Annotated in this window: 18 protein-coding genes and 1 tRNA gene; 8 read left to right on the forward strand and 11 right to left on the reverse strand. The window is 43.7% G+C overall.

Translation table 11 applies throughout. The features are described from left to right. Positions 1–56: 56 nt before the first annotated feature. Both ACRD6K_RS05840 and ACRD6K_RS05845 read right to left on the reverse strand, forming a co-directional pair. Positions 57–130 (reverse strand) — tRNA-Asn (locus ACRD6K_RS05840). Between the two features lie 190 nt (positions 131–320). Beyond that, a complete protein-coding gene (locus tag ACRD6K_RS05845; RefSeq protein WP_430972468.1) occupies positions 321–1085 on the reverse strand; it encodes a hypothetical protein in 765 nt (254 codons plus the stop codon). A gap of 318 nt (positions 1086–1403) precedes the next feature. Here ACRD6K_RS05845 and ACRD6K_RS05850 point away from each other — a divergent pair, with 318 nt between their 5' ends. The 5 genes from ACRD6K_RS05850 to ACRD6K_RS05870 all read left to right on the forward strand — a co-directional run bounded on the left by ACRD6K_RS05850 (position 1404) and on the right by ACRD6K_RS05870 (position 7675). Further along, complete coding sequence (locus ACRD6K_RS05850) at positions 1404–3752, forward strand: efflux RND transporter permease subunit (RefSeq protein ID WP_430972469.1); 2349 nt, start codon at positions 1404–1406, stop codon at positions 3750–3752. Continuing rightward, complete coding sequence (locus ACRD6K_RS05855) at positions 3749–4741, forward strand: polyprenyl synthetase family protein (RefSeq protein WP_430972470.1); 993 nt, start codon at positions 3749–3751, stop codon at positions 4739–4741. The genes ACRD6K_RS05850 and ACRD6K_RS05855 overlap by 4 nt, the downstream gene beginning before the upstream one ends. A 116-nt stretch (positions 4742–4857) precedes the next feature. Beyond that, the gene (atpD, locus tag ACRD6K_RS05860; protein WP_299578837.1) at positions 4858–6369 is read left to right on the forward strand and encodes a F0F1 ATP synthase subunit beta; all 1512 of its coding nucleotides are present in this window, start codon (positions 4858–4860) and stop codon (positions 6367–6369) included. Between the two features lie 11 nt (positions 6370–6380). Continuing rightward, the gene (gene atpC / locus ACRD6K_RS05865; RefSeq protein WP_299578839.1) at positions 6381–6623 is read left to right on the forward strand and encodes an ATP synthase F1 subunit epsilon; all 243 of its coding nucleotides are present in this window, start codon (positions 6381–6383) and stop codon (positions 6621–6623) included. Positions 6624–6691: 68 nt separating this feature from the next. After that, entirely contained in the window at positions 6692–7675 is a 984-nt protein-coding gene (locus ACRD6K_RS05870; protein WP_430972471.1) for a glycosyltransferase family 9 protein, read from the forward strand. Here the strand turns inward: ACRD6K_RS05870 and ACRD6K_RS05875 are convergent. Next, entirely contained in the window at positions 7672–8838 is a 1167-nt protein-coding gene (locus ACRD6K_RS05875) for a MalY/PatB family protein (protein ID WP_430972472.1), read from the reverse strand. The two genes, ACRD6K_RS05870 and ACRD6K_RS05875, sit on opposite strands and share 4 nt — an antisense overlap. Before the next feature lie 132 nt (positions 8839–8970). Next, on the reverse strand, positions 8971–9660 hold the full coding sequence (locus tag ACRD6K_RS05880; protein WP_430972473.1) for a 2-phosphosulfolactate phosphatase: 690 nt from the start codon (positions 9658–9660) through the stop codon (positions 8971–8973). Between the two features lie 241 nt (positions 9661–9901). On the opposite strand from ACRD6K_RS05880, the gene ACRD6K_RS05885 reads away from it, so the two are divergent. Further along, positions 9902–10492 (forward strand): hypothetical protein, encoded by a 591-nt coding sequence (locus ACRD6K_RS05885; RefSeq protein ID WP_299578847.1) that lies wholly within the window; start codon positions 9902–9904, stop codon positions 10490–10492. Positions 10493–10638: 146 nt separating this feature from the next. Here the strand turns inward: ACRD6K_RS05885 and ACRD6K_RS05890 are convergent, their stop codons facing one another. Next, positions 10639–11451, reverse strand: coding sequence for a DUF5602 domain-containing protein (locus ACRD6K_RS05890; protein WP_430972474.1), 813 nt, complete (start codon positions 11449–11451; stop codon positions 10639–10641). Positions 11452–11717: 266 nt separating this feature from the next. Here ACRD6K_RS05890 and ACRD6K_RS05895 point away from each other — a divergent pair, with 266 nt between their 5' ends. Together ACRD6K_RS05895 and ACRD6K_RS05900 are read left to right on the forward strand one after the other, a co-directional pair. Further along, positions 11718–12278, forward strand: coding sequence for a hypothetical protein (locus tag ACRD6K_RS05895; RefSeq protein WP_430972475.1), 561 nt, complete (start codon positions 11718–11720; stop codon positions 12276–12278). 78 nt (positions 12279–12356) lie between these two features. Further along, positions 12357–13193, forward strand: a complete 837-nt coding sequence (locus ACRD6K_RS05900) for a DUF2971 domain-containing protein (protein ID WP_430972476.1) — start codon at positions 12357–12359, stop codon at positions 13191–13193. Between the two features lie 190 nt (positions 13194–13383). Here the strand turns inward: ACRD6K_RS05900 and scpA are convergent, their stop codons facing one another. The 6 genes from scpA to ACRD6K_RS05930 all read right to left on the reverse strand — a co-directional run bounded on the left by scpA (position 13384) and on the right by ACRD6K_RS05930 (position 22448). Next, the gene (gene scpA / locus ACRD6K_RS05905) at positions 13384–15537 is read right to left on the reverse strand and encodes a methylmalonyl-CoA mutase (protein ID WP_430972477.1); all 2154 of its coding nucleotides are present in this window, start codon (positions 15535–15537) and stop codon (positions 13384–13386) included. Between the two features lie 41 nt (positions 15538–15578). Further along, positions 15579–15974 (reverse strand): GxxExxY protein, encoded by a 396-nt coding sequence (locus ACRD6K_RS05910; RefSeq protein WP_430972478.1) that lies wholly within the window; start codon positions 15972–15974, stop codon positions 15579–15581. Between the two features lie 29 nt (positions 15975–16003). Continuing rightward, positions 16004–17881 (reverse strand): methylmalonyl-CoA mutase small subunit, encoded by a 1878-nt coding sequence (gene mutA / locus ACRD6K_RS05915; protein WP_430972479.1) that lies wholly within the window; start codon positions 17879–17881, stop codon positions 16004–16006. Positions 17882–18110: 229 nt separating this feature from the next. Further along, positions 18111–20450, reverse strand: coding sequence for a TonB-dependent receptor (locus tag ACRD6K_RS05920; protein ID WP_430972480.1), 2340 nt, complete (start codon positions 20448–20450; stop codon positions 18111–18113). Between the two features lie 170 nt (positions 20451–20620). Then, complete coding sequence (locus ACRD6K_RS05925; protein WP_430972481.1) at positions 20621–21385, reverse strand: LytR/AlgR family response regulator transcription factor; 765 nt, start codon at positions 21383–21385, stop codon at positions 20621–20623. Then, the gene (locus ACRD6K_RS05930) at positions 21360–22448 is read right to left on the reverse strand and encodes a sensor histidine kinase (protein WP_430972482.1); all 1089 of its coding nucleotides are present in this window, start codon (positions 22446–22448) and stop codon (positions 21360–21362) included. The genes ACRD6K_RS05925 and ACRD6K_RS05930 overlap by 26 nt, the downstream gene beginning before the upstream one ends. Between the last annotated feature and the right edge of the window lie 523 nt (positions 22449–22971).

Below are 22971 nucleotides of genomic sequence, written 5' to 3' on the forward strand. Positions count from 1 at the left end.
GCTTCTTAAATCAGGGACAAAAAAAAGGTCAACCATTTCTGATTGACCTTTTTGAGCTCCCCAGGTAGGACTTGAACCTACGACCTACGGATTAACAGTCCGCCGCTCTAACCAACTGAGCTACTAGGGAATTTTTATCTTTAGAACTGTTGCTTTGTGTTTCAAAAGCGATGCAAAAATAGGAGCTTTTTTGGAAAGAAAAAACAAAAACAGAAAAAATTATTCATTTTGATCGATATTTTTTTTCCGACCAAACCCCTTTGAAATAGGTACACCCAGCGCACACCTAACTAAAGATTCTGATTATCACCAACCTTACTTTAAAAGTGCCGAACCAAAGCCGAACGCCACCAGGAATAATATTTTTCTTCCAAATCTTTTTCCGAAGGAAACGGATAAAAGAGGTACTGCTTTTGGTCGCCTACAAAAAACCCGGTTTGAATGGTTCGATACGAAATGTCATCGCGCAAAAAACGCAAGACGGTTTTAGTTTGACGAGCTGACGATAGTTTCAACTTCTTGATACAATCCCGAAGATGATCCGGATTCGGATAAGGCAAATCGCTTAGGGGGCCATCGGGATTTGTTCCCCAGTCATTCAATTTCAAATCCACTAAAAATACTTTAGGTGCCGACACCGGCTGATTCATGTCAGTTAAACGGCGAATAAAATCAACGGGCGAAAGTTTACTGGCCACCCGCGTAGTCACCGGAATTAATTGTTGATACAAGTGAATTTCCTTGGTAGTCTTCGGAATATAATCATGAGCTGCCATTTCCAGCACCTTTCCGTCATCAGTCACCAGGTAAAGATTACGCAGAGCACGCAAAGGAATTGCTTCAAAACAGCGGTAAATGGAAAGATAAACCGAACGTTTGGGCTCTCCATCATCATAGGGTTTCATTTTTAAATTGATATAATCCTGATGCAGTTTGGTATGGTCGGGATCAAATTCAAAAAAAATCACCTGCCCATGAAGCTGTTTTTGGGTACCTACCGAAAGGTAATTCCCAAAGTCATGTGGTTGCAAATGCGAAACAATAATGGACTCGGGAGTGGCAACCAGGTAAAAATATTTTTTCATAGCTTCTAATTTTATTGATTTGCGTTTCTCCTAATTCCAATTCAAACAACACCTTTCATTACGTCCCATTCTTTAAGCAGGCTTGCTCCCTTCCGTATCCAACTTGTTTTGCCCCATTAAAAACAAGGTTTTCACCGCTTTAAATCACGAATCTTTCTTTATCATTAATGAAGGGAAGCTGCACCAATGCTTTCTTTCGTAATCCCATTTTATTAACTATTTTCGCCATAATTTTTTATACGAATTTTGATTATGTGGGTTTGGCTCTCCGGTATTATACTTAGAAACAGGCGTTTATTACTTTCAATATTAGGACTTGTGACCATTTTCATGGCCTATCAGGCCAGTAGAGTTGAAATGTCCTATGAGGCGGCACAGTTGCTTCCTAAAAAAGACAGTGCTTATGTTGATTACCAAAAGTTCAGAGAAATTTTTGGAGAAGAAGGTAATCTGATTGTCGTGGGTGTTGAAGATCCGGATTTTTTCCAGCTGGATCATTTTGAAGACTGGCATGAACTGGTCTCCAACCTGGACCAGATTGACGGGGTTGAAAATCTACTGTCGGTTTCCAACGCTTATAATTTAAGGAAGAACAAGGAAAAGCGCAGTTTTGAAATTGAAGAAATCTTCCCGGAAGAAATCAATTCCCAGCAACAACTCGACAGCCTGGCCTCGCTCTTTCACAGCCTGCCCTTCTATCGTGGTTTATTATACAATGAGGAGTCCGACTTTTATTTGCTGGCCATTTCGGTCAACAAAGATAAAATGAAGTCGAAACAGCGGGAAAAAATGGTGACTTCGATTCAAAAGACCTGCGAAGCCTTCTCCGAGAAAACCGAATTAGACCTCCACTATTCCGGTCTCCCTTACATTCGGGTTGTCAATTCCATCAAAATCAAAAAAGAAATTTACCTGTTCAGTGCCTTGGCCCTGCTGCTTTGTATCATCACCCTCTTTCTGTTTTTCAGATCGTTCAAAGCCGTTCTTTTCCCCATCTTGATTGTTATTACCGGGGTGATATGGGCCATGGGAACCATGGCGCTGTTTGGATTTAAAATTACGCTGCTCACCGGGATGATTCCGTCCCTGCTCATCGTAATTGGTATTCCCAACAGTATTTACATGCTGAACAAGTACCATCACGAATTTCGGAATCACGGAAACAACATAAAAGCCTTGCAGCGAGTCATTATTAAAATCGGGAACGCCACCTTTTTAACCAACCTGACCACGGCTTCCGGTTTTGCCACCTTCGTGATTACCAACAGTGAAATTTTAAGGCAATTTGGAGTCATTGCTGCCCTGAACATCCTGACCTTGTTTGTTCTTTCACTGCTGCTGATTCCCATTTTGTTTAGCTTTGCCAAACCTCCGGGCGAGCGTCACATTAAGCACCTGGAAAGCAAACTCTTCCAATTTATCGTTATGCGTCTGGAAACCATTTCACAGAAGCACCGCAAGCTGGTTTACATTTCCACCATTGGCGTATTGCTGCTGGGTTTCTATGGCATTTCGCAAATAAAGAGCTCTGGCTACATGGTCGACGATATTCCGGAAAGCGACATCATTTACAAGGACCTGAAATACTTTGAAAAACAAGTTGACGGATTGATGCCTCTGGAAATCATTATTGATACCCAACGCCCCAACGGAGTCATGAGCCTCAGCAATTTCAAACGCATTGACCAATTGGAAAAACGACTGGAAAATTACGATGAACTGTCGTCTTCCATGTCGTTGCTGAATATATTGAAATTCTCGAAACAGGCTTTCTATAATGGTAATGAGCGCTACTACAGTCTGCCTAACAACCAGGAAAAAAACTTCATACTGGGTTACGCCACCAAAAGTAATGAAGATGAAGCTGCTGGAGTCAGCGCCCTTCATTCCTTTTTGGATAGCACCAAACAAGTAACCCGAGTAAGTATTCGGATGCACGATGTGGGCACCAAACGCATGGAAGAGCTTTACACCGAGTTTAAGCAGGAAGTTGACTCCGTTTTTCCGGCCGACAAGTACGATGTAACCGTAACCGGCTCCAGCGTAACCTTCTTCAAAGGCACGCAGTACCTGGTAAAAAATTTGTTTAGCAGCCTCACCCTGGCCATCTTCCTGATTGCCACCTTTATGGCAGTTATGTTTTACTCCTGGCGCATGGTGCTAATGTCATTAATACCGAACATCATTCCGCTCATATTTACTGCAGCAATCATGGGTTTTGTGGATATTCCCATCAAGGCTTCCACTATTCTGGTTTTCAGTATTGCTTTCGGTATTTCGGTCGATAACACCATTCACTTTTTGGCCAAGTACCGGCAAGAACTCACTGCTACCGGCTGGAATATCCAGGAGTCCGTCAAACTGGCCCTGCGTGAAACAGGCGTGAGCATGATTTACACCTTTGTGGTTCTTTTCTTCGGATTTGGTGTTTACAGCGTTTCCCAGTTTGGGGGTACAGCAGCCCTTGGTATCCTGGTTTCGCTAACCTTATTTGTCGCAATCACTTCAAACCTGATTCTACTTCCCTCGCTTCTGGCAGGGCTCGAAAAATACACGACTACCAAGTCATTCCACGAACCTTTGCTCCAAATCTTTGATGAAGAAGAGGACATTGAGCTGGATGAACTGGAAATAGAAGGGACTAATCAAGAAGACAAAAAGCTATGAAAGCCATGTATTCAATCCAGGAACTCCAGGAGCTGCTGGTAGAACAACTCCAGCAGGAAGCAACGCAAATCGGACAAACCCATCCGGTAAATCTGTACCAACCCATTGAATATACGCTACACATGGGCGGGAAACGCCTGCGTCCGGTAATGCTTCTGATGGCTTGCGATTTATTTGGAGGCGATGTGAACAAGGCCTTGCAAGCCGCGCTAGCTGTTGAAGTGTTTCACAACTTCACCCTGTTGCACGACGACATCATGGACAAGGCGGAAATCCGACGTAACCAACCTGCAGTTCACAAAAAATACAATGAGAATGTGGCTATTCTTTCAGGCGATGCCATGTCTATCATGGCTTACCAGTACCTGCTAAAAACTGCGCATCCCGCCATTCAGCAGGTAGCCCAACTGTTTTCGAGAACGGCCATGGAAGTTTGCGAAGGGCAACAATACGACATGGACTTTGAAAGCCAGTCCAATGTCAGCATCGACAATTACCTGGAAATGATTCGGCTAAAAACAGCCGTACTGATTGCCGGAGCAATGAAGATGGGAGCACTGCTGGGAGAAGCTCCCAAAGCTGACGCTGAGCGTCTTTACCGTTTTGGAATCAATCTTGGACTGGCTTTTCAGCTGCAGGATGACCTCCTGGATGTTTTTGCCGATCAAGCCAAATTCGGTAAAAAAATCGGTGGTGACATCTTATCCAATAAGAAGACATTCCTTTTGCTCAAAGCACTCGAACTGGCATCGCCCACACAACGAGCCGAATTAGAACACTGGATCAATAAAACAGACTTCGCCCCGGAAGAAAAAGTGGCCGCAGTCAAAAAAATATATGGCGAACTGAATCTTCAGGAAATCAGCAGTCAAAAATCAGACGATTACTATCAGGCAGCACTTGGCGAATTACAAGCCATTGAGCTTGAAAACGATCGGAAGCAACCATTGATTTTATTGGCTAAAACCATCATGAAACGTGAACATTAAGCACTAAAAAGCGTTTGCTATTGTTGTAAAAACAACAGACAATATAAAACCCATTAAATTTGTTCAATTAAGCTGGTTTTTGTAATTTCCGGCTCCACAGAAGTAAACTTTTTATCATGAGTCAAAATATCGGAAAAGTAGTACAGGTTATTGGACCTGTAGTTGATATCAGTTTCGACCGGGAAGGCAGTGAACTCCCCAATATTTACGATGCCTTAGAAATTGTTCGCGAAGGCCAGGACAACCTGGTTGTTGAGTGCCAGCAACACATTGGAGAAAACACGGTTCGCGCCATTTCAATGGATTCAACAGACGGAATCAGACGCGGAATGGACGTTGTAGCAACCGGTGAAGCCATTACGATGCCACAAGGGCAAATTGCACTGGGACGCTTGCTGAATGTTACCGGTGATGCCGTTGACGGCATGAAGAACCTTCCCAAGCAAGGATTGAACATTCACAATAAACCACCGAAATACGAAGACCTGACCACTGAAACAGAAGTTCTTTACACCGGAATTAAAGTAATTGACTTGATTGAGCCTTATGCCAAAGGGGGTAAAATTGGTCTGTTTGGTGGTGCTGGTGTTGGAAAAACCGTATTGATTCAGGAGTTGATTAACAATATTGCTTTGGCGCACAGCGGACTTTCTGTTTTTGCCGGAGTAGGAGAACGGACCCGTGAAGGAAACGATTTGCTTCGCGAGATGATTGAAGCGAAAATTGTTGACTATGGTGACGAATTCCGCAAATCGATGGAAGAAGGCGGATGGGACCTTTCAAAAGTAGACCCGGAAGCCCTGAAAAAATCAAAACTGGCCATGGTGTTCGGACAGATGAACGAACCTCCCGGCGCCCGTGCCCGGGTAGCACTTTCCGGATTGACCATTGCAGAAAGCTTGCGCGACGGTGACGGTAGCAGCTCTGGTGGACGCGATATCCTGTTCTTTGTTGACAACGTATTCCGTTTCACACAGGCAGGTTCAGAGGTGTCAGCCCTTTTAGGACGGATGCCTTCAGCGGTAGGTTACCAACCCACGCTGGCTTCTGAGATGGGTGAAATGCAAGAGCGAATCACCTCAACCAAAAATGGATCAATTACATCGGTTCAGGCCGTTTACGTACCTGCTGATGACTTGACTGACCCTGCACCGGCCACAACCTTTGCGCACTTGGATGCTACAACGGTATTGAGCCGAAAAATATCAGAGCTCGGAATTTATCCTGCAGTTGATCCACTGGAATCGTCTTCACGAATCCTGACTGCCGATATTGTTGGGCAGGAACATTACAACTGTGCCCAGCAGGTGAAAGAAATTCTGCAACGCTACAAAGAGCTTCAGGACATTATCGCCATTCTTGGAATGGACGAACTATCGGAAGAAGACAAACTGGTTGTTCACCGTGCCCGCCGGGTACAGCGCTTCCTGTCTCAGCCATTCTTCGTAGCCGAACAGTTTACAGGACTGCAAGGAAAACTGGTTTCCATTGAGGATACCATTAAAGGGTTCAACATGATCATGAATGGTGAAGTGGATCAATATCCCGAATCAGCCTTCAACTTGGTTGGAACGATTGAAGAAGCCATCGAGAAAGGTGAAAAAATGCTGGCTGAAGCCCATGCTTAAAACCCATAAACATGTTTCTTGAAATTATAACACCCTCGACAAAAGTTTATTCAGGTGAAGTAAGCCTGGTAAAACTGCCAGGCAGCAAAGGCTCCTTTGCTGTTCTGAAAAACCACGCCCCTATCATCTCGACCCTGGAAGCAGGAAAAATCAAGATTGTTGAAAAAGGTGACAAGGTGAGCTATTTTGACATTAACGGTGGTGTGGTAGAAGTAAAAAAGAATAAAATTATTGTGCTGACTGAATCAGCATAAATATATTTACACTCATTAATTGATAATACCCTGAAAGATCAATATCTTTCAGGGTATTATTTTTAGCATTGGCTCCTAAAATACTCATCATACGGTTTAGCTCCATCGGCGACATTGTTCTGACCAGCCCGGTGCTGCGCTGCTTAAAAACGCAGCTGCCTGAATCTGAAATTCATTTTTTAACCAAGAAAAAACATGAAGACCTGCTTCGGGCCAATCCGTACATCGATCAACTCTTTCTGCTGCAATCCAACCTAACTGAACTCACCCAGCAGCTTCAACAGGAAAATTACGACTACATTGTGGACTTGCACCACAACCTGCGTAGCCAGTTTATCCGGCGCAACCTGCGCAAGAAAACCTACAGTCTGCACAAGCTGAATATCGAAAAATGGCTGCTGGTTACCCTTAAAATGAATCTGATGCCCAAAATTCACATCGTCGACCGGATGATGAACACCGTGGCGCCGCTGGGCATTAGAAACGACGGACTGGGATTGGATTATTTCATTCCCGAAGAAGAAGATTACCCCCTGAGTCACTTACCCGAAGAATTCAGGCAGGGCTATGTTGCTCTGGTTTTGGCCGGCAGCTTTTACACCAAACGGTTTCCTGCCGAAAAACACTTGGAAGTGATTGCCAAAACCCAGCTTCCCTTTGTTTTACTCGGCGGGAAAAATGAATTGGAGCTGGCCCGGAAGATTGAAGAACAAACATCGGGCAGGGTTCTTAATTTGTGCCATCAACTAAGCCTGAACCAATCGGCCTCGCTGGTCAAAAGTGCCCGGCTGGTTATTTCAAACGACACCGGACTCATGCATATTGCCGCAGCTTTTCAGCAAAAAATTCTTTCGATTTGGGGCGGCACAATCCCCGACCTGGGAATGACTCCCTACCAGCCGCATCCTCAATCCCGCATCTTCAAAGTAAACGGATTAAGCTGCCAACCCTGCTCTAAAATTGGAAAAGCCTACTGCCCCAAACAACATTTCCGTTGCATGCTTGCGCAAGATACAACGGAAATGGCTCAATGGGTTAAACAGAATTTTTAGGCAAACGCTTGCTCGATCCGGATTAAAGCCTGCTCCAGCGTTGCTTTTGGACAGGCAATATTGATTCGCATGTAGCCCTTCCCTTGCGTTCCAAACTGAATGCCCCGGTTCAGACCAACACCGGCATTAATCAATCGGTCGTTCAGTTCATCATCCGTCAGCTTACAGGCTGAAAAATCCAGCCAGATCAGGTAAGTTGCTTCGGGTTTCATCGGAACAATCTGAGGCACTTTCTCTTTCAGGAAAGTCTCTAAAAAGCGGTAGTTTTCCTGTAAGTAATCCATCATTTGATCCACCCAGTCGGCTCCTTCGCGCAAGGCTGTTTCCAGGGCCAGCGAGCCAAAAATGTTCCCCATATGCAAGTGCGGTACCTGCAAACTCCGGTTGTAGCGCACCAACAGACGCTTATTAGGAATGACCACAAAAGAGGTGGTTAAACCGGCAATGTTGAAGGTTTTACTTCCCGACATTAACACCACACAGTTGTCGGCAATCTCATCAGACAGCGAAGCCAAGGGAATGTGCTTATAGCCATCAAACACCAGGTCGGCATGAATTTCATCCGAAATAATCAACACGTTATTCTCCAGGCAGATTGTTGCCAGCTGGGTCAGTTCTTCGCGTGTCCAAACCATTCCCCCTGGATTTTGCGGATTACACAACAACAACATCTTGGTGTTGGGCGTAATTTTGCGCTTAAGATCCTCAAAATCGAACGTGTAGCGACCATTCTGCAGCTTTAGCGGGTTTTCCACAAGCTTTCGTCCGGTTCCCTTAATCGAATCAAAAAACGGGAAATACACTGGTGGTTGCAAAATCACCTCATCACCAGCCTTGGAATAAGTTTCAATGGCCAGGGTTAATCCAGCCACAACCCCCGGACTAAATGAAAGCCATTCCTTATCAATCTTCCAATCGTGCCGCTGCTCCAACCAATTCAGAATAGCATCCGAGTAAGAATCGCCGCGAAACGTGTACGCTAAAACCTCATGTTCCAAACGCTTCCGCAAGGCATCCATCACAAAGTCCGGCGTCTTAAAATCCATATCGGCCACCCAAAGAGGCAACACATCCATGGTTCCAAACACCTGCTCCCGGGCGTCATATTTCAAACTGTTGGTATTGGTCCGGTCAACCAGTTCATCAAAATTGTATTTTTTCATAGCATTTTACCTATTCGTTCTTCTAATTTCAGCAAATCAGACACTTCCGTAGCCTGGGAACTTCGCATCTGCATAGCACTTCCATAAACAAAGGCAGCAAAGTTACCCTTCCCAGCAAGGCGTTCCAATAGCCTAAAGTTCGATCTTTTTCAGAAAATACAAGTCCTCTTCCCGCTCAACTTTCAACACAAAGTTAAAACGATCCAGGTCCAGGCATAAATCAAAATCAACAGCAGGAGCCCAGCTTTGTTTTTCGGGAACAAAAAAACGTGCTCCGGCACCATGACGCAAGCGTTCAACCATAGCCGGGAAGTCAACCGGCTCATCCAGCAATTTCGCCTTGATGTATTCCGCCAGGAAAGTATCTTCGTCAGTTGGTTGCTGGCAGGCATACCCCATACATACCAGCGAGAGCTTTTCGGGTTGCCGCTGCCGGATATATTGAATAATAGCGCCGGCATTAACAAAGCTTCCGCTTATAATCTCATCGGCACCCGTTGCATTCACAATCCCCTGTGTACCGCTACTGGTGGTATGTACCATTGTTTTACCGACAAGCTGGGTGCTGACCAATTGCGAAGGCGAGTTCCCAAAATCAAAACCTTCGGGCTTCTGCTCGTTCCGCTCACCAACAAGCAAGTAATCCGGATGCTGCTTTTTGAGTTTATAAGCCAGCTCAATCTGTCCCACAGGATAAATACGCTCCACTCCACCATCAAAAGCATAACAAGCTACCGAGAAAGCCCGGAACACATCAATAATAACGGTTAATCCTTGTGCCTGCCGGGCACCTTCCAGTAATTGTAAGATTTGTATTTCCATGAATTTTATTAAAAATTAACACCCTGATCTATTTTATGGCACAATTATTGATGAGCCGCCCTTTGCATCTCCAATCCCCTCTAAACACACATGTTAGATGAATTCTTAAGCCCATCAATTTTATTGATCAATCTGATCGCATAAAATTAACCTACCCTTAACGCATGTTTTACAGCACATGTTGTAAAACATCTTACTTTTGTAAGTGTCATTTAGTAGTGACCATTAAAAATTCAAAACTATGAAAACATTTAGAACAATTACCATGATGTTTGCATTAACAGTTATTGCAAATATCGCCCTGGCAGCGGGAAGCCTGCGTGTAAACATTCTGCCGATCAATGGCGATCAGGCTGTGGTAGCCATTTCAAACAATGCCGAAACCAAATTCCAAATCAGCATTAAAGATGAGCAAGGCGATGTTGTTTACTTTAAAGAAACTGAGGAAAATGTAGCAGACTACCGCAAAGTGTATGATTTCTCAAAATTGGAAAACGGAGACTACACCCTGACTGTAAGTATTGATGATGTAAAAGGAGAACGTCCCTTCTCAATTGACCGCGGTTCAATCGTCGTAGGAAAAGAAAAGACTCTGGCTGCTCCATACTTCTCATTCAACAACGACGTATTGCGTATTGCTTTTCTGAACTACTCAGGCGAACAAACAAGCTTATACATTTATGATGGCGACCAACTTGTTTACAGCAAAGCATTGGAAAATTCTTTCTCTGTAAACGAAGGACTTAACCTTTCTAAATTAGCTACAGGAGATTACCAAGTGGTATTGGCTTCAGGAAATGAAGTTTACGACTACGCAGTTGCTGTAAAATAAGAAGTCCCAAAACTTTTTTTCCAATGCGGTTATCCACAAGAGACCGCATTTTTTATGCTTTAAAAATTGCCGGCACACCCACCAAAACAAAAGCCATTCTCTTAAGGAATGACTTTCATGTTTTTAGTCTGTCTGATACGATCGCACTACTCCGCGTCATGATACATCAGATTTTCCAACGCCACCGTGTATTGATTCGGTTTTTCTGAGAACCGGATACTGTAATCGGTCGCATACCAACCCGCCATTTCATAAGCTTCCGGCTGCGGAATGGGGATAAGATCATCCGGCATACTCATCAGGTAAGCACGGGTAATCATCGGCTCCCAGAAAATAAAATGCCCCTGATAAGACCCCCAGATGAACGTGTAGGTAAAAGGCACTCCACTCAATTCAGGTGAAGTTACATCAACCCAATGTGCACCCATCCCCGGCACGAGTCCCGGTAACTCCATGTAATTTTCAGGCACATACATCGCAGCTGGCTTCAGATCTTCATACGGCGGATCCATAGCTGGAATAGCCATACGCGCTTCATTTCCCAAGGTATAAAAATGGAAATCAAAATGCGGGGTATCGTATATTCCAGGCGGTTCATGTCCCTCCGGGTTCCAATCTACCAGCGCATGGGTATAAAACTGGTGCCCTTTGGTTTTTGGCAACTTCAAAACCAACTGAACCATCTCATCAGGCAAACCCATTAAGGCCTTTTCGGACAAGTCAACTCCTACCGCCAAAGGATCACCCTCCTTATTTACCCGCACCCAGGCCCGTGCAGTTCCCCTCCCCAAAGGCTGTGTTGAACTGTAAAAGGTGTTCATCGTTGCATTTTTCAAGCTAAGCCCAGAGGCATTCTTCAGCTCTGAAGAATCAATCCAATCGTCCTTCTGACAACTTGCAAGTCCCAGCAAAACCGTAATTGCCAGAACAAGCATACCAATGTTCAATTTCTTTTTCATAGTACATCATTTAAAAATTCGAAAGAAGTTACGACATACTAATTTGGATGCCAAGTAATTATGTATTTCAACGGACTGTTTTATCTTTTATTCTCCCTCAAAGCCTTTCTCAATCGGCACCACTATTTCCCAAAGTCAAACAATATCCTGGTAAAAAGCGTATTCTACTTTGCATGCAATGCTCCCGAGCAATCAAAAGCTGATTCTGCAACTGTATCGAAGCATACTTTATCCGCTTATCGGTTTTAGTTTTAGAATAGCATATCATGAAAAGAAATCTTGCCCTGCTTACGCTCTCATGCCTGCTTTTGAGCACCACTCCCCTAAAGGCTCAGGAAGAAACCAATGCCGCCAAACGAAGCCAAAGCGTTTACCTTGAATTTGCCGGCAGCGGCTGCGCATTAACCGTCAACTACGAATTCAGACTAAAAAAAGAGCGTATATCCGGCTTAGGCTTACGGATTGGAGCCGGTGGGCTTGCCATTGACCTGTTTGGCACAACATCTGTTTTTTCAGTGCCGACAGAGTTGAATTATATATGGGGCGAGAAGACCAGAGTTAGCGGTGAAATTGGCTTCAGTCTGACTTATTTACATATTCGGGATGAAACAATCTCCTGGTTTTTCGACGAACCTGATTGCGTGGAAAAAGAAGATCTTCTAGTTTCATACATTCCCTTAGGCATTCGGTTCAGACCAAAAACCAATGGCCTGCTCGTTCGCCTGAATGCAGGACCTGTCATCAATTATTCATCCCCCAACCTATGGAGTGATCATGCTATTGATCCCTTTCTGGGTATCGCTGTTGGCTATTCGTTTATGAAATAAGATAATTGCATCCGCTCAAACCAAGTAAAAGCACGAGCTTTACGCATATTACAATGTTTTTGTAGCTTTAAAAGAAAAATGGCCAACGAAAAACCATCTATCCCAAAAGAAGTTTTTGAAAAGGGACTCTTACAGTTTCGAAAATATGATTGCCATGTAATAAGAAATCTAAAAGACAATACAATTTCATTTGGAGACAGAAGAAACTTCAATGATCCATTCGATTGCAACCTCCCCATTAATCTTTGTTCTGAAGGAGAATGGCAAAAATACCTTTTAAAATTTCCTCCCAAAGATCACCTTGGTTCTCCGGCATTCATTGCAAAACGTGCAAAAGAGCTAGCCCTGAATCCACAAAAAGCAAAAAGTGAGATTGAATCATTAATTTATGATCATCGCCGATTTTCATGTTTCACAATTGCCTCGGAAGAACGGTTATTTTTCAACTCTCTGTTTTGGTCCAATTATGCAGATAAACATGCTGGCATTTGCCTGAAGTTTAATGGCAAACTCCTCGTAGAAAACTTCTTAACAAACCACATCCAACCAATTCTTGTAGAATATTGTAATGACAATAAAATACCTGATTTTAACTACATAAGAAACAAATTGAACGGTAGCAAAAAATTAGCTTCAAAGTACTTTTTGGGAACTAAGTCATCTCAATGGGCAAAGGAAGGAGAACTTAGATTTATACATTTATCCCCCGAGAAAATCCTACCGGACTACATTGTAAAAAAATTTATACCTGAATGCTTGGAGGAAGTATACCTAGGATGCAAATTTGAGCTTGAAAAGGTTGACGAGATTAAGAAAATCCTTTCTAATTCTAAATACAAAAATGTGAAACTATTTGGATTAAAAAAGGACAACAAGCATTTCAGATTAATTCCCGAACAGGTTAAAATCCATTAATAAATTCTCTCACGACGCTCAGGACAACGAAACAAAGTAGGCCGCATCCAGAATGCAGCGAATTCCGATTCGCCGTCAAGCGGCTTGGAAACTGCTTTACCCAAAAAAGCCACTCCCTCTCGGAAATGGCTTTTTATATGGTGAATTGAGCAGGTGACTCGGAGTCAGCTGCTCAATAACAGTCAGCTTTCTATTCTTCGTGCGTTGAAATCAAAATCTCAAGGATTTTTTTACCGGCAGCTGATACACTTGTACCAGGTCCGAAGATCGCAACAACACCAGCATCGTACAGGTATTGATAATCCTGAGCAGGAATTACACCACCGGCAATCACCATGATGTCTTCGCGACCCAGTTTTTTCAACTCAGCAATTACGGCAGGCACCAATGTTTTGTGTCCGGCAGCCAGAGAAGAAACACCCATCACGTGTACGTCGTTTTCAACGGCTTGCTTGGCAGCTTCTTCCGGAGTTTGGAACAGCGGCCCCATATCCACATCGAAACCAAGGTCGGCATAACCGGTTGCTACTACTTTAGCGCCGCGATCGTGACCATCCTGCCCCATTTTGGCAATCATGATCCGTGGCTGACGACCTTCCAGCTCAGCAAATTTCTTCGCCAATTTCTGAGCTTCAGCGAAGGTTTTATCTTGTTTACTTTCTGATGAATACACGCCTGATATTGTTCTGATTACAGCTTTATAACGTCCTACGATTTTTTCGCAGGCATCTGAAATTTCACCCAACGAAGCACGTTTTTGCGCGGCTTTAACCGAAAGGTCAAGCAAGTTACCTTCGCCAGTTTCAGCACATTTGGTAATGGCTGCCAAAGCTTGTTTCACTTCTTCTTCGTTACGCTCACCACGCAGTTTCTTCAACCGGTCAATTTGTGACAAACGAACAGCCGTATTGTCAATGTCCAAAATATCAATCGGATCTTCTTTTTCCAATCGGTATTTATTCACACCAACAATGGTTTGAGCACCACTGTCAATACGTCCCTGAGCACGGGCAGCAGCTTCTTCAATTCGCATTTTTGGAACACCAGTCTCAACGGCTTTCGACATACCTCCCAGTTTCTCAACCTCTTCAATCAAAGCCCAGGCTTTGGTGTACAACTCTTGCGTCAATGACTCCACATAGTACGAACCAGCCCATGGATCGGCTCCACGGCAAATTTCAGTTTCCTGCTGGATGTACAGCTGCGTGTTACGTGCAATACGTGCAGAGAAATCGGTTGGCAAAGCAATCGCTTCGTCCAGCGCGTTGGTGTGCAACGACTGCGTGTGACCCAAAGTAGCCGCCATCGCTTCAATAGCTGTACGACCTACGTTGTTAAACGGATCCTGCTCAGTCAACGACCAACCCGACGTTTGCGAGTGCGTACGCAAAGCCATCGATTTTGGGTTTTTAGGATTGAATTGTTTCACCAATTTAGCCCAAATCATACGAGCAGCACGCATTTTAGCAATCTCCATGAAGTGGTTCATTCCAACGGCCCAGAAGAAAGACAGACGTGGTGCAAAGGCATCCACATCCAATCCGGCTTTGATACCTGTTCGCAGGTATTCCAAACCATCTGCCAGCGTGTAAGCCATTTCAATATCGGCCGTTGCACCAGCTTCCTGCATGTGGTAACCCGAAATAGAGATGGAGTTGAACTTTGGCATTTTTTGCGACGTGAACTCAAAAATGTCAGCAATCACTTTCATGGAAAACTCCGGTGGGTAAATGTAGGTGTTCCGCACCATGAATTCTTTCAGAATATCATTCTGAATGGTTCCCGAAAGCTGATCCAGCGTAGCGCCTTGCTCCAATGCTGTAACAATGTAGAAAGCCATTACCGGAAGCACCGCTCCGTTCATGGTCATTGATACAGACATTTTATCCAATGGAATCTGGTCGAACAGGATTTTCATATCCAGAATCGAGTCGATAGCCACACCTGCTTTACCCACATCACCAACCACACGTGGGTGATCCGAGTCATAGCCGCGGTGCGTTGCCAAGTCAAAAGCTACGGAAAGCCCTTTTTGTCCGGCTGCCAGGTTACGACGGTAAAACGCGTTCGACTCTTCAGCTGTTGAGAATCCGGCATACTGACGAATGGTCCAAGGACGCATGGCATACATGGCTGAGTAAGGTCCGCGAAGGAATGGTGGCAAACCGGCCGCATAGTTCAAATGCTCCATGCCTTCCAAATCTTCTTTGGTATACACTGGCTTCACCGGAATTTGCTCCGGAGTCACCCAGTCTTTTTCAATTTTGTTTTGAGCAGCCCACTCACCCGCCTCTGGCTGGGCAGCAGCTGTCTTTATATTGATATTTTTAAAATTTGGTTTCATATTAAAAACTTTTAAACGCGAAGACGCTAAGTCGCCAAGAATTAAACAAAATAGTTGTTTACTTTTCGTTTTATCCCAATTTTAATTAATGGGACATTGAAATTTATTAAATATCCAAGTTTCATATTGGCTAATTTCATGTAGGTCAATAACTGAACTTCGTGCACCGGTAAGATAATTTCCACGGCTTTAAGCTCAATGACTATCGACTTTTCAACTAACAAATCAATAAAAAACTCCTTCTCGAGAACCTTTCCTTTAAAAATCACTGGCAGTTTAACTTGCCTTTCAACCTCTAAATGAAGATTTCTCAGTTCTTCGGCCAGACAAACTTCATAAACTGATTCCAACAAACCGGGACCAAGTTCACGATGCACTTCATAAGATGCATGGACTATTTTTCTCCCAATTTCTTCATATTCAATTTTTGAAATCATCTTAGCGTCTCTGTGTCTTTGCGTTAGGTTTAAATTCCAAGTTTGCTTTGATACGCCTTCAATTCTTCCAGCAAATTGCTTTTCACATGAATGAAGTTTTCAATGCCTTTGGCTTTCAGCTCGTCGGTGCAAGCAGGAGCGCCGGCAACAACAAAGATTGCTTCACCATTGATGGCTTCGAAAGCAGCAGGAGCCATTTCAGCATATTCATCATCAGAGCTACAAATCACCACGATATCAGCGCCGGCTTCTTTGGCAGCAGCCACACCTTCTTCAACCGTAGCAAAACCGTTGTTGTCTTTTACTTCGTAACCGGCAACAGCAAAGAAGTTACAGGCAAACTGAGCCCTTGCTTTGCGGAAGTTCAGGTTACCAACAGTAAGCATGAAAGCCAACGGACGCTTGTTGTTCTCGGCATATTTATCCGTAGCAACACGGATTGCTTCAAACGCCTGAGCACCACGATAAGGTTTCAAGGTTTCAATTTCAGCGTCCTCAGCAGTCAGGTCCATCGGTTTCAACGCGTCCTCAACAGCTTCTGGTTTTTCTAAACGCTCGGTGAAGTTCGGGAATTGATTAATACCCAGCAGATTTTCGCGACGGGTAGCCACGTTTAAATCCCGCTTGGCAGCCATTTCTTTCACTTTTGTTTGAATAAATCCAGCTTTTGCTGCAGCCAGGAAACCACCATTATCCTGAACTTCCAGGAACAGCTTCCAAGCCTCATCAGCAATCGACGCAGTCAATTCTTCAATATAGTATGAACCGGCACCAGCATCAACAATCTTGTCGAAGTGCGATTCTTCTTTCAATAACAGTTGTTGGTTACGGGCAATCCGGTCTGAGAATGTTGTCGGATCTTCGTAGATCGCGTTAAACGGAAGCACCGTAATCGAATCAGCTCCACCCAAAGCAGCACTCATAGCTTCGGTTTGGGTACGCAGCATGTTGACATAGGGATCGTAGAATGTTTTGTTCCAGCTGCCGGTTTCGGCATGAACTTTCATTTTGCAGCCGCATTCGCACTTGGGTTCGTAGGCTTTTACAATTTGAGCCCACAACAGGCGACCGGCACGTAGTTTGGCAATTTCCATGAAGTAGTTGGCGCTCACACTCAAATTGAATTTGATGTTTTTAGCCACATCTTCAACAGCCACACCAGCTTCGCTTAAGCTTGAAAGGTACTCAGCACCCTGAGCCAGCGAAAAAGCCAACTCCTGAACAACAGAAGCTCCGGCATTGCCATAGTTTTTACCATCAACCGCCAATACCCGGTAGCTGGGTAGTTCAGCTGTTTTGGCAATCAGGTCTTGCGCTTGCGTCATCGCTTGCTCAACACCATTTTTGATACGACCGTAAAGCAGGTAGTTGCCAAAAGGATCGTAAGACACGGAAGCGTTCACGTTTTTAGGATCCCATTTGCCTGCCAACACATACTCTGCAAACAAGCCGGCAATGTTGCACGTCTGGCATTTGCAAACAAAGTTTACTTCTACCGACTCCAGACAGATGTCTTTCAACAAAACACCAAGATCTGCAACGGTCAGTTCTGCACAGTCATTAAAAACAAAGCCCAACGAAGTCACACCTTTCATCAAAACGTCAAGTGCTTTTTTGTTGGACTCTTCTAAATCTTTTACTACGATGTTCTGACGGACATACCAATCGTTGTTATTGGTCTTGGTTCCGCGCACGTAAGGAAACTCACCCGGGAGGGCATCAAGGTATCCCAACTTTTCCAGGTCTTCCTGCCGGTAATAAGGCTGAACGGAAAAACCCTCATTTGTCCTCCACACCAGCTTGCGGTCAAAGTCGGCACCTTTCAAATCGGCAACCACTTTTTCTTTCCACGCCTCTGTACTGACAGGAGGAAACTCGTTAAATAGTTTGATATATTTTTCTGCCATAATGTAACTGTTAAGAAAATCAGGCTGCAAAATTAGTCTTTTTACATAAGGACTGCTCAAAAATTCACAAGTTTTTAACCTTTAACTAACAAATATCAGGTTTTGATACTCAGTTATTTAGACATCCAGTCATCTAGATATCTCAAAAATGCCCCTTATTTTTAATGGGTATAAATAAGGCGCTATAAAGATCATGTCGTATTCAAGACACTAATTCTACAACAATACTCTAAAATTCAATCTTGTAACTTAAATTAGGTACAACAATTCGATCGAACTGCTTTTCTGGTCGCCCATTCTGCAAATTAAACTCATAATCACGGTATTCCTCATTGCCCAACGCATTTAGCAGATGGAAAGACCAGATACTTGCATGCTTTGGTTTATTCTTCCGATATGACAGGCTGAATGAAACCACCAAAGCCGGATCTTCCTGTTTGGTATATGCACGCGAGTAGTCGTAGGTTAACTCCCCACTTTCCATCGACTCATCCACAAGCAAAGGCGTATAGCGATCGCCTCCCATCCAGGTCATGCGTCCATTCAAACTTAGGGTGTTGGCATCGTTCTTCCCCAATTGCCATTCCTTACCTGCCAAAAGGTTCAACAAATAATTCTTATTGTACAGGCTGTTACGCTCAATACCATCGCCTCCTTTATACTTTGAATCGAATAGCGATGCTGTTGCCAGGTAGTAAAAGCCGTTGGTCAGGAAGTGCTCCAAAGTAAAATCAACGCCAAGGTTAGTTCCTGTTCCATCATTCACCAAGGTTTCGTTGAAAAACCAATCCATTTCCAGATTTTGCAGCGAGAAATAACTATCCGGAACAACCGGCACATCATACAAATACTGAAAGTATGGTTCAATTTTCAGACGAGTGTTTCGGTTCAGGTTGATGTCGTAGGCCAATCCCCAATGGTGGGCTTTCGTCATTTTCAAGTCTTTATTGGGCTGAATAATGCCATTGTCCGTTTGCTGACGCGCCATGTAAAAGCCAATCATCTCGATGCGGCTATTTAAACCATAGGCAAAACCTAATGACTGATTGGGATTAAACTGCCACTTCAAGCCAACTCGAGGCTCTACGCTCACCTCATCATTCAAACTAAAATAATGCAGATGCACCCCCAGATTCAGCTTTACCTGGGCCGACAGGTTAACCATGGACTGCGAATAGGCTTGCACAGAAGAAGCATCGCCCTCTTCGTCGGCAAAAACCACCAATGGCTGCCCCAAAACAGCTGCCTCCCGATTATCAACATTGTAATGGTGCCGATTAACCACCACCCCCGTCCGGTTGGCATGATGAACACCAAATTTATGGTTTAGTGTACTGGTAAAAGTATATTTCGAGGTGTTGTTATTCACTCGTTCTTTGGGCTGAAGGTCCATGCCTTCGTCCAACTCATCATATACTGTTTCGATACGATTGCCCGAAGCTGCCAAAGTGGTATGTAAATAAGTGGTTTGATTAAACAACACTTTATGCGTTAAGCCAATAGCTCCTGTTGCCAAATCCAAAGCGTAACCTTCCTTATCCTGCACCGTTTCCCACTCCGACTGATCTTCCATTGGATCCCGTTCCTGATCGTCCAAAGCACCAATTCCCCAAAGGGTAAAGTTCCCCATTCGTTTCGTCGGAAAATTCAGCTTAAATGAAAAATCCTGGTAACCAATATCGCCCGCTTCTTCCGGAATCAGCGATCCCAGCAAAGCATAGGTTGAATAGCGATAGTTAAACAAGTAGGATGCCCCGCCTTTTTTCAGCGGTCCTTCCGAAGAAAAATCGAGTCCCGTAACACCGGCCTTAAAAGCGTGTTCATAAGTTTCATTGTTTCCATTTCGAAGCCGGACATCAAAAACTCCGGACAAGGCATTACCATACTCCGCGGGAAAAGCTCCTGTATAAAAGTCCGAATTGGCTAACATGTGACTGGACAGCGCAGTTATCCCTCCAGCTCCAAAAGCAATCACATTGGCAAAGTGCGTTGGATTGGCAATTTCAACGCCCTCCATGCGCCACAACAAGTTACGAGGAGAATTCCCCCGAACCACAATCCCATTGTTCCCAATTTCGGAAGCCACCCCCGCAAACGAACCAGCCAAGCGGGCAGGATCGTCATAGCCTCCTGCATACCTGTTTGCTTCTTCAACACTTAACTGGCGTGCACTAATAGTAGCCATCGTATTCAACGGCTGTTCTTTTGACGTTCGGGCAACAATTTTCACCTCCTCCAACTGCTCCGTTAACTCCTGTAAAGCAGCTTTCAAGACAATCTCTTTACCAGAACCTACAAGCACCTCTCGAAACAAATAGTTTTCATACCCAATAAAGCTCACTAACAAATCGTAACGCCCGGGCTGAATATCCCACAAACGGAATTTACCATGTTCATCCGTAATGGTCCCCAATTGAGGATCACGGTTCAATACGACAACCGATGCTCCGGGCAGTGGAGCCTGGGTAACGGCATCAACCACCTCACCACGAACAACCTGCCCTTCCTGTGCCCAGGCACTTGTCTGGACACCTAAAAGAATTAGAAAAATAACTAGTTTTCTGACCATTGTTTAATTGTTTGAATCATTGTTTTCTGAATGTCATTTTTAAGCAAACCAATCCCTGCTCACATCAGGTCATTTTTTGCCTTTGCAAGAATAAATCTCTGTATTTACATTTGGTAACGTGCTACCGATTCCGCTCTTCAGCTTCTAATCATTCCTGATACGAAGTCGAATCATCCAATCCACTCTTTAAAATCATTCACCCGTTCGCGACTGACAATGATGTCTTTCCCCATATCGGGCTGAAGAACCAATTTTAACCGGCTATTGTAATAAGTATGAATCTTCTCTACAGATTCAAGTTTGATTAACATTTTTCTGTTGATCCGAAAAAAGTCCCGTGGATCAAGCATTTGCTCCAACTGCTCCAGCGAATAATCCATCGGCAACTTAAGGTTCGATTTGCTATTGGCCCAAACCAAACCATCTTCAAAAAAGAAATAAGCAATATCCTTACTTTCGATGCGCTTGAGCTGCTCCCCTAGCTTAACCAAAAAACGCTGCTTGTACTTCCCTTCCCTACTGATTTGCTCATACAAAGTTTGAATGAGCTGACTTTGCACCTGTGGCTGTTGATTCCGATATTTATTAAACTTCTCAAAAGCAGCAACTAACTCTTCAAAATCAATTGGTTTCAAAATGTAGTCCACGCTATTTACCTTAAACGCCTTGATGGCATACTCGTCATAAGCCGTGGTAAAAATCACCGGAACATCAATCACCACTTGATTAAAAAGCTCGAAGCACGATCCATCTGTCAGGTGAATATCCATCAAAATCAAATCCGGGTTTGGATTGGACTTAAACCAAGCCACTCCTTGCTTAACCGAGCTCAACACCTCAACCACCTCAAGGTTTTGATCCAGGCGGGCTAGTAACTGTTCCAAGCGCTCTGCGCTTAATTGCTCATCTTCAAATATCAAAATATCCAGCTTCACTTTGCGATAACTTTGGAAGTTTTACAGTAAATGTTTCATCGGTCTCTTCAACCTGCAATTCGTGATTGCCAATCAATTCATACCGCTTCTTTATATTCTCCAATCCTATTTTCGAAGAACTCTCAATTAAATCGCGCTTGCTTTTATTATTCTTCACCGTAATGCAATTCTCTTCAGCAAACACATTTATCACCAACGGGTTTTCATCATCAAACCGATTGTGCTTAATGGCGTTCTCAACCAACATCTGCAGTGAATTTTTTGGCAGATAAACCGAGTTTTTCAAATCATGCTTCAGCTCCACCTCAAAGCGAATGTTTTCATTGTACCGCACATTGATCAGGAAAATGTACGATTTCAAAAATTTCAACTCGTCGCCCACCGAGGCCAGGCTCTGGTTCTTCCCTTCTAAAATATAGCGATACATTTTTGAAAGTTGCGTGATGTATTCAGCTGAAAGGTTTGGATCCTTGTACACCAGGGAAGTCAACACACTCAAGCTATTGAAAAAGAAATGAGGATCAATCTGATTCTTCAAAACCTCAAACTTCGATTGAATATTCTCCTTTTTCAACCGCTCTGCCGTCAGCTCAGCTTCTTTCCAATTTCGGAAATAGTAAACCAGGTTAATCACGGCAGCGATGAAAAAGTAGAAAATCAAAACAATCAGTGAAAAGTCTGGATCAAAGATTTTGTAGTCTTTCCACATCAATTCCTGCTTGGTCAGCCGATAAAACAGCTCGTAATAAATTCGCCCAAAACTAATGGCAACCACCACGCCATAAGCAGCAAATAGAACCGCCCCTAGAATAGTCCGCATCCAGCGATTCAATTTATCAAGAACCGATGATTTTATTTTGTTAGCCAGCCATAAGCCCAAGCGCCAAAAAAACGCTCCGGTGACAACAAAAAATACGTGAAAATAAATTCCCCGGCTACTGTAATCCCAAATGCCATCAAACGAACTATCGTAGTTCTTGATCAGAAAATGCAGCCCATTGATCATTAAAAATCCCAACACCAACTCGGTGATGAAATAATCTCGTTTTGTTGTATTGAACATGCTATGTTTGACAGACATCGGAATTTTTAAAACTGATTACAGTAACAAAACAACAATTAATAATAAATACAAGCAAACGATCTGATTTATATTGTTGAAAGTATCTGTTGAGCTGCAATAAAACCTGCGTGAACTGCGAGAACCTTTTTTTAAGATGTATTTCTTCAACAATAGAATTCCCCGAAATCAGCAGGACTAAGCGTGTAGCTTTATCCACATCCGTAGAATACCTGACTCAAGAAAACAGCAACCAAGCTATCCACGCCCAACAGACCATAATTTAACAAACAATTTTGCGTTCAATTGATTAAGCCCCCTAAACGAACGAAAGTTCTGCTTCCGATGCCTTTAGTGTGGTTTTTGCAGCTTGCCCATTATGAGTTGTACTATAACTAATCACAGTATCTCCAGGTTTTTCAGAATAAAAGCAGAAAACATGGAGCCCAAATTTCAATCAGCCTGCAACCCTTTATGAATTCAAAAACAAAAGAAAAGAGCTCGATGAAAATCAAAAATGCAAAGA

This window comes from Sunxiuqinia rutila (assembly GCF_050589705.1).
Lineage (GTDB): Bacteria > Bacteroidota > Bacteroidia > Bacteroidales > Prolixibacteraceae > Sunxiuqinia > Sunxiuqinia rutila.

What these genes read in the sequence shown, in the direction of transcription:
- ACRD6K_RS05845 (WP_430972468.1), bottom strand. Translation starts at nt 1,085, where the DNA reads ATGAAAAAATATTTTTACCTGGTTGCCACTCCCGAGTCCATTATTGTT.
- ACRD6K_RS05855 (WP_430972470.1), top strand. Translation starts at nt 3,749, where the DNA reads ATGAAAGCCATGTATTCAATCCAGGAACTCCAGGAGCTGCTGGTAGAA.
- atpD (WP_299578837.1), top strand. Translation starts at nt 4,858, where the DNA reads ATGAGTCAAAATATCGGAAAAGTAGTACAGGTTATTGGACCTGTAGTT.
- atpC (WP_299578839.1), top strand. Translation starts at nt 6,381, where the DNA reads ATGTTTCTTGAAATTATAACACCCTCGACAAAAGTTTATTCAGGTGAA.
- ACRD6K_RS05875 (WP_430972472.1), bottom strand. Translation starts at nt 8,838, where the DNA reads ATGAAAAAATACAATTTTGATGAACTGGTTGACCGGACCAATACCAAC.
- ACRD6K_RS05880 (WP_430972473.1), bottom strand. Translation starts at nt 9,660, where the DNA reads ATGGAAATACAAATCTTACAATTACTGGAAGGTGCCCGGCAGGCACAA.
- ACRD6K_RS05885 (WP_299578847.1), top strand. Translation starts at nt 9,902, where the DNA reads ATGAAAACATTTAGAACAATTACCATGATGTTTGCATTAACAGTTATT.
- ACRD6K_RS05890 (WP_430972474.1), bottom strand. Translation starts at nt 11,451, where the DNA reads ATGAAAAAGAAATTGAACATTGGTATGCTTGTTCTGGCAATTACGGTT.
- ACRD6K_RS05895 (WP_430972475.1), top strand. Translation starts at nt 11,718, where the DNA reads ATGAAAAGAAATCTTGCCCTGCTTACGCTCTCATGCCTGCTTTTGAGC.
- ACRD6K_RS05900 (WP_430972476.1), top strand. Translation starts at nt 12,357, where the DNA reads ATGGCCAACGAAAAACCATCTATCCCAAAAGAAGTTTTTGAAAAGGGA.
- scpA (WP_430972477.1), bottom strand. Translation starts at nt 15,537, where the DNA reads ATGAAACCAAATTTTAAAAATATCAATATAAAGACAGCTGCTGCCCAG.
- ACRD6K_RS05910 (WP_430972478.1), bottom strand. Translation starts at nt 15,974, where the DNA reads ATGATTTCAAAAATTGAATATGAAGAAATTGGGAGAAAAATAGTCCAT.
- mutA (WP_430972479.1), bottom strand. Translation starts at nt 17,881, where the DNA reads ATGGCAGAAAAATATATCAAACTATTTAACGAGTTTCCTCCTGTCAGT.
- ACRD6K_RS05920 (WP_430972480.1), bottom strand. Translation starts at nt 20,450, where the DNA reads ATGGTCAGAAAACTAGTTATTTTTCTAATTCTTTTAGGTGTCCAGACA.
- ACRD6K_RS05930 (WP_430972482.1), bottom strand. Translation starts at nt 22,448, where the DNA reads ATGTTCAATACAACAAAACGAGATTATTTCATCACCGAGTTGGTGTTG.